The organism is Minwuia thermotolerans (assembly GCF_002924445.1).
Lineage (GTDB): Bacteria > Pseudomonadota > Alphaproteobacteria > Minwuiales > Minwuiaceae > Minwuia > Minwuia thermotolerans.
Window position 1 is genome coordinate 149,603 of the sequence record NZ_PIGG01000037.1, and the last position, 6,346, is coordinate 155,948.

Genomic DNA, 6,346 nt, shown 5'->3' on the forward strand with positions numbered 1-6,346 from the left:
GTCAGTGGTCCTCCATGGCCCGGGGCGCGGCCAGCACGTCCTTGAAATAGCGCAGGTTCGCCATCAGCGGCTGCAGTTCGCCCTCGACCGTGGCGCGGCCGGTCCTGGTCATGGCGAACAGGTCGTGCCAGCCGGGCTTGGGCACGGGCGCCCAGAACCGCTCCCAGCTCTCGACCGGGCCGCGTATGGCGAAGACCCAGGACCGCATGAGCACCGGGCCGCGCACCAGCTCGGCGATGAAGCCGTTCTGGATGCGCACGTGATAGGGCGTCTCCCCGATCTCCCAGAGCCATTCCAGGTCGACGAAACGGCCGCGGTGCAGCAGCGCCGGATCGGCGTGCACCGTGTCGGCCAGGTGTTCGATCGCGTGCGCCGCGGGCGGTCCGCCGTGGATGGTGCGCTTCACCATCGCTATCGCTCCCAGCGGTCGATCTTGAGATAGCTGTCGCGGTCGGCGGAGCGGATCTTGCTTTCGAAGACCCGGCCCTGGCGCATCAGCGTCAGGCCGATCTCCACGCCCGCCTCGCCGCTCGACCAGAGCTGGCGGTAGAAATCCGCCAGCCCGCCGACCGCCTCGCCGTTGACGCGCAGGATGACGTCGCCCTGGTCGAGGCCGGTCGAGGCCGCGGGCCCCCGGGGCGAGACGCCGAGAACGATGACATGGCCCATGCGCTCGTCGACGAAGACACCGAGCCAGGGCCGCGCCGGGCCGCTGCGCCGGCCATGGGCGATCAGATCGTCCAGCACGGGCGGCAGCAGGTCGATGGGCACCACCATGTTGCCGGCGGCGCCTTCCGCCCCTTCGGTCGCGTCCTCGATGTAGAGGGAGCCGACGCCGTAGAGCAGGCCGTCCATGCCGATCATCGCCGCGCCGCCCCAGTTCGGATGCGGCGGCGTGGTGATCACCGCCTCGTCCAGGGCGTACTCCCAGTAGCCCTGGAAGGGCCGCCGTTCGACCACCGTCTGGACGATGGTCTCGGCGCCGCCGCAGCTGGTCACCACCTGCGCGCCGGGCGCCAGATCCTTCACCGTGCCGAAATTCAGCACCGGCCGCTTCAGCGGCGCGATGGCGCGGCAGAGACCGAGGCCGCTCTCGAAGTCGTAGGCCAGCACCTCCGCCTCCGTGGGCCGGCCATCGCCGTCCAGCACGGCGACGCTGTCGGCCTCCACGATCAGGTAGCCGATGGTCAGGATCAGCCCGCCCGAGCCGATGACGATGCCCCCGCCCTGGCGCTCGGTGCCCAGGATCGGCGCGGTGAAGGCGTCCTCGGGGATTTCCGCCTGCAGCGGCGTCAGCGCCCGGTGCGCCGCCTCCACGTCGAACGGTATGTCCTCGGGCAGTTCGGCGTGCACGTCCTCGCCGGTGGGCCGGCCCAGCAGGCCGCTCAGATGCGGCAGCTTGTGGCCGTTGACCTTGTGGCCATTGGCGCGGCCGGTCCGGTCTTCCTCGTCGCGATCGCCGCGTCCGCTCATTCAGCTCTCGCCTTCAGTCCAGCCTGTTTCATGCGCCAGACGCACATGTCGATGCGATCCTGCCCGAAGAACGGCTCGCCGCGAAAGGCCAGCGTCGGCACGCCCCAGTGGCCGGCGGCCTCCAGCGCGTCCTCGTTGGCCCTGATCTCGGCTTCGTATTCGGCTTCCCGGCCGGCGATGGTCCGTTCCATGTCGGCCAGGTCCAGCCCGGCGCGTTCGGCCGCCTCGGCCATGTGGCCGCCCTCGTGCCAGTTTTCCACGCCCTCGCCCCAGATCCGGCGCGAGACGGAATCGATGAATTCCAGCCCCCGGCCCCGATGCACCGCCTCGATGCCCAGCCGGGTGAGACGGTGGATGTAAGGCTGTTCCTTCGGGATGGTGCGGGTCTTCATGTCCATCACTACAGGATCGGGTTTCGGCCAGTCGAAGGGCAGGCCCTCGTACTCGGCCACGCGGTAGACGTCGCGCATCAGATAGCGCGGCCAGAGCGGGTTGATCTGCCGGAAGAATCCGGGATCGCGGATGGCGATGGGATAGACCGGCCGGACGTTGATGACCAGGTCGTGGTGGCGGACCATCGCCTTGTAGCGCTCCATGCCCAGATAGGAATAGGGGCTGCGGAACGACCAGAACAGATCGACGTCCAGTGTCATGATGCTCTCCTCCCGTCGGGCGCTGCGGCCCCGCGCCACTGTAGCGGCGAACGCGGCGGCTTGGCAAAGGACAGGCGGGCGAAAAAGGGCCTTGCACAGGGGTGCGGCGCACGCTAGATACGCGCCCTCGACGATCGCGTCCGCCCAGGTGGCGGAATTGGTAGACGCGCTAGCTTCAGGTGCTAGTTCGGGTAACCGAGTGGAGGTTCGAGTCCTCTCCTGGGCACCACGCGGCGCGGTCGGCGGCAAAGGCCCGGCTCCGGACATTCTGGCTCCGGCCGGCCCCCTGCCCAGGTGGCGGAATTGGTAGACGCGCCAGCTTGAGGGGCTGGTTCCGAAATTCGGAGTGGAGGTTCGAGTCCTCTCCTGGGCACCATCTACCCCTCGATCCATTTGTACCCATGTTCTGATCCCGTCGTTCCTCCGGCCATGCCCGGACGCCGAACATTGCCGGAACGGACGGCGGCTGGCATCCTGCGGCCATGGGCGCGGAGAAGGAAAAGCCGGTCTGGGAGCGGATCGCCGAACTCGGTTTCGCTGACGCGGTGGAATCGAAGGGATTCACGCGGGTCGGCAAGACGCACTGGAAGATGGAGGGCGGGGGCCTGACCTGGCGGGTTCTGCTGGTCAGGGGCTACAAGGCGACGCCGACCTCCTTCCTGCCGGTCCACGGCGCCTATGTGCACGGCCTGGACGAACTCTACGCCAGGTGGGACGGCAGCAAGGCGAGCCAGTATCTCCACGGCAGCAGACAGCGCGTCCACATGCAGAGCGATACCGGCGGCAATGTCTGGGATGCTCAGAAGCGGGAGTTCGACCGACTGTATCCGCCGCCCCGGATCTATGGCGGCTGGCTCGGTCTCTTCAAGGACATTCTTGAGGATGTCGGCGTGGTACGTTCCCGACCGATATTCGACAGGGACTTCCTAAATATCCAATTCTGGGGCGTTGCCGGAAACAGGCTCACTGCAAGAGCCTTTCTGACTGATGGTCATGACATTTGCGATGTCGCCCGTGTCGTCACCGGCTACTGGAGAAAATACAGCTGGCCCTGGATTGAGGCGCGACAAGATTTCGACGACCTCTACCGTCTTCATTGGGCAGGGAATCTGCATCGCTGCGAGGCGGTCTTGCCATTCGACTATGCTGTTGCCAAGCTTGCTGAGGACAGGTCGTTCATGGATTCAATGGCTAGGAGAACTTTCGCGAAAGCGGAATCGGCCATCGAAATGGCAGCGCGGATGGGTTTCCGTCTGGAGGAGGTGGCGACGCTGCATCGTGATCGTCCGCATTCTACGGCACGTGACCGAACTATCGGGCAATTGATTGGTTGTCTCTCGGAGGCGCGTATGCTGGTCGGGATCTCTCGCGCTTTCGAACTTGGCATTCCAGAGCCAGAGATCGATCTGCTGGCATTTGAGAAATACATCCTCACAAATTATGGCCCCGGGGCGCCGGTTCTGTCGCACTAGGCAGCATGGGTGGCCTGATGCTCGATCTCGTCGTTCAAGGCCCCCATCGTAGCCGAGAAATTGACGGCCAGTTTGGCGCCTTGCCGGTGGCGAGCCGGCCCCTTGCGCTCTCGAACATTGCCGGAACGGGTGGCGGCTGGCATCCTGCGGCCATGGGCGCGGAGACGGAAAAACCGGTCTGGGAGCGGATCGCGGAGATGGGTTTCGCCGATGCGGTGGAATCGAAGGGATTCAAGCGGGTCAACGCCACCCACTGGAAGATGGAGAGCGAGGGGCTCACCTGGCGGGTCCGGCTCGTGCAGGGCTACTAGGCGACGCCGACATCCTTCCTGCCTGTCCACGGCGCGCTGGTCCACGGCCTGGACGAACTCTGTGCCAGGTGGGACGGCTCGAAGGCCAGCGAATATCTCCACGGCGGCGGCCAGCGCGTCCACATGCAAAGCGATACCGGGACGGATGTTCGACAGGCAACATGGCGCCAGCGCGAACAGTTTCCCGGCCCGTTCGAGATTCCGTATCTGGGTCAAGCCGGACCACGGACCCGCGAACGCGCCTTCCTGACCAAGGGTCACGATCTTGGCGAACTTTCGGGCTTTGTTACCGATCTCTGGGAAGCATATAGCTGGAAATGGATAGAGTCGCGGCTGAGTTTCAGGGAACTCTACCGGCTCCATTGGGGCCCAGGGACCCATTCACCGACGACTGTCACACCCTGGTATTTCGGCGCTGCGGCCCTTGCCGATGACCTGGCGTTCATCGGCGAAACTCTGGTTGACCTCCACAGTCTGGCCTCAGAGTGGGCCGACAAGGCGCAGGAGGAGGGTATTGACCTTGCGTCTCTTGAGGTCGGGAGCCCGCGCTCCGAACATCGCGCCCATGTCACCGACAACCTTCTTCAGGCTTACGCACGAGCCAAACTGGCCCGTGCGATCCTGCGAGCCCTCCAAATAGACGTAACGCCGCCGCACATGGATTTCTCTGCCTTTGACCAGTACGTAAAAAGAAATTATGGCCCTTCGGCGCCGTTTCTACGCTACTGATTTGGATCTTGTATTTCTGGCGCTCCCCGATCCCTCGTTTGCGAATCAGTCCGGTCGAATTCCGCCAACGCGGCTGCAAGGACGGAAAGAAAGGTGACTCCTGAGAGCAGGAATTTTCCACGACGATGCTGCAGCTTCCGGTCCATTTTGAATGCTGTCCTGAAGTAGTCCAGTATCAACGATCTCAATGCGCTTGGTATTTCCGGTCGATCCAGTTCCGATGACAGCGCCTCTATTGTTTCTTTTTCGGATAGAATCGACAATGGAACCCTAATTTTGACAAGATACTTCTGTATTTCTGGCAAGTCACTGCTCGCTACCTTGCTTGACGCAGGCGCCATGGTGGTGCCATCTTCAGCCAGAGCAGGGTATGCAATTGCTTGATTCTTGGAGTATTTTGCATTACCTTGCTTTGTCTCCACCGGAAATAGCTTGTCGAGATCTACGGGATGCACCACACCATTGTCATCCTTCCGAAATCGTCCGCGGATGACTTGATCAAATATGATCTTCATTTCATCTTTGCCAAATGGTTTTATTTTGAATTTTCTTGACCCATGATAAAAATTTTCTATAATTAAAGCACTTCCTTCAATTAATTCATCAATTCTCTTTTCTGAAAGTCTTCCCTTGTTATAGCTGGTTATCCCTTCAGCAATGTGTATCTCTTTCGGAGTAAATTCTTCGCCCCGACCAAAAAATCTTACGGCTTGATGAACGCTATAGGTAGGTTGACTTACGTGCCACTCCTCTTCGAGTTCGGCAAGTGTGCTGGTTTGGGTGAACGAAGATGCGCCAAACGTGTCGACAAGTGCAAATATGGCTTTTGCCTTCTTGGCTCCAGAAAGACCGAGTACCAGTATCTTCGCAGCTCTCTGCAACTGCTCGCGATGAAGGCTGGGGGACTCGGCTTTCGCCGCCTCCGCAAACGCAGCGACCGCCTGCGCAACAGCGAGGCCCTCGCCCAGGATAGGTACCAAATCCAAAAGAACTTTGGCATCTTTGCGAGGAATACCCATTCCTTCGGCAACTCGCGCGAACACTTGCTGATTGACATAGGCTGGATGCAGCCTTGCATTCTCTATTAGGTACCTTTCACGAAGTAACATCGTCTGTGCGACAATCCGACGATAATAATCTAATATATATTTCTGATCGGAAGGATTGGTTCGAGGTCCGTATTTTTCGAACGGGACACGAGTACGGGAGACCAAGCCTCTTAACCTCTGTTCGTGTCCCTCTAATGGCAATTTTTCAGATATCGCCTTCTCACTTGCATAGATCTCGTCAAACCTGGCCCGATCTTCCATGGCTTGGACGAATTCTGTTTGCTGAAGGAATTTTGTTCCCTGTACATAATTGAAATCATTTTGCAGTTCGAATTGTTCTTCTCCCGCTTCCCCGTTCTCGCCGTGTTCCTCTGCCGCCGCCTCGGGCCGGGCGTTGGCCTCACCCTCAGCGGCCAGTTCGGCCGTTTCCGGCTCGTCCTCATCGAGGGGCGTGTCCTGGGCGTCGCCGCCGTCGAGCGCGTCTTCGGCCTCGAAGCCGTAGAGCGCATCGGTGCGCCGGGTCTCGGCCATGTGGGCGAGGCCGTGGGCGCGAAGCTGTTCCAGCATCGCCGCCTGGGTCTGCGGGCGGACCGCCGGGTCGGCGGAGATCAGCAGCGGTTCAGCCGCGCGGGGATGGATGCGGGGTTCTCGATGTCGAA

7 protein-coding genes and 2 tRNA genes are annotated in these 6,346 nt (G+C 61.5%); 5 read left to right on the forward strand and 4 right to left on the reverse strand.

Annotated elements, in window-relative coordinates; all coding sequences use genetic code 11:
* Position 1: 1 nt before the first annotated feature.
* Genes CWC60_RS12580 through CWC60_RS12590 form a run of 3 tightly spaced genes read right to left on the reverse strand, consistent with a single transcriptional unit; the run spans position 2 to position 2,126 of the window.
* A complete protein-coding gene (locus tag CWC60_RS12580; protein ID WP_109794293.1) occupies positions 2 to 409 on the reverse strand; it encodes a hypothetical protein in 408 nt (135 codons plus the stop codon).
* 2 nt (positions 410 to 411) lie between these two features.
* Positions 412 to 1,473, reverse strand: coding sequence for a S1C family serine protease (locus tag CWC60_RS12585; RefSeq protein WP_109794294.1), 1,062 nt, complete (start codon positions 1,471 to 1,473; stop codon positions 412 to 414).
* Positions 1,470 to 2,126, reverse strand: a complete 657-nt coding sequence (locus tag CWC60_RS12590; RefSeq protein ID WP_109794304.1) for a 2-hydroxychromene-2-carboxylate isomerase — start codon at positions 2,124 to 2,126, stop codon at positions 1,470 to 1,472. The genes CWC60_RS12585 and CWC60_RS12590 overlap by 4 nt, the downstream gene beginning before the upstream one ends.
* Before the next feature lie 142 nt (positions 2,127 to 2,268).
* Between CWC60_RS12590 and CWC60_RS12595 the strand changes: the two genes are divergently transcribed.
* From CWC60_RS12595 to CWC60_RS12610, 5 genes are all read left to right on the forward strand, one after another.
* Positions 2,269 to 2,355: transfer RNA gene (locus CWC60_RS12595), tRNA-Leu, on the forward strand.
* Between the two features lie 59 nt (positions 2,356 to 2,414).
* Positions 2,415 to 2,502: transfer RNA gene (locus CWC60_RS12600), tRNA-Leu, on the forward strand.
* 106 nt (positions 2,503 to 2,608) lie between these two features.
* Positions 2,609 to 3,598 carry a hypothetical protein gene (locus CWC60_RS12605; protein ID WP_109794295.1) on the forward strand — a complete coding sequence of 330 codons (990 nt, stop codon included), beginning with the start codon at positions 2,609 to 2,611 and terminating at the stop codon, positions 3,596 to 3,598.
* Between the two features lie 17 nt (positions 3,599 to 3,615).
* Entirely contained in the window at positions 3,616 to 3,909 is a 294-nt protein-coding gene (locus CWC60_RS23280) for a hypothetical protein (RefSeq protein WP_125182778.1), read from the forward strand.
* A 123-nt stretch (positions 3,910 to 4,032) separates the two neighbouring features.
* The gene (locus tag CWC60_RS12610; protein WP_109794296.1) at positions 4,033 to 4,638 is read left to right on the forward strand and encodes a hypothetical protein; all 606 of its coding nucleotides are present in this window, start codon (positions 4,033 to 4,035) and stop codon (positions 4,636 to 4,638) included.
* Here CWC60_RS12610 and CWC60_RS23655 read toward each other — a convergent pair.
* Positions 4,632 to 6,346 (reverse strand): hypothetical protein (locus CWC60_RS23655; protein WP_164516521.1); only part of this gene is annotated, 1,715 nt, incomplete at its 5' end. The two genes, CWC60_RS12610 and CWC60_RS23655, sit on opposite strands and share 7 nt — an antisense overlap.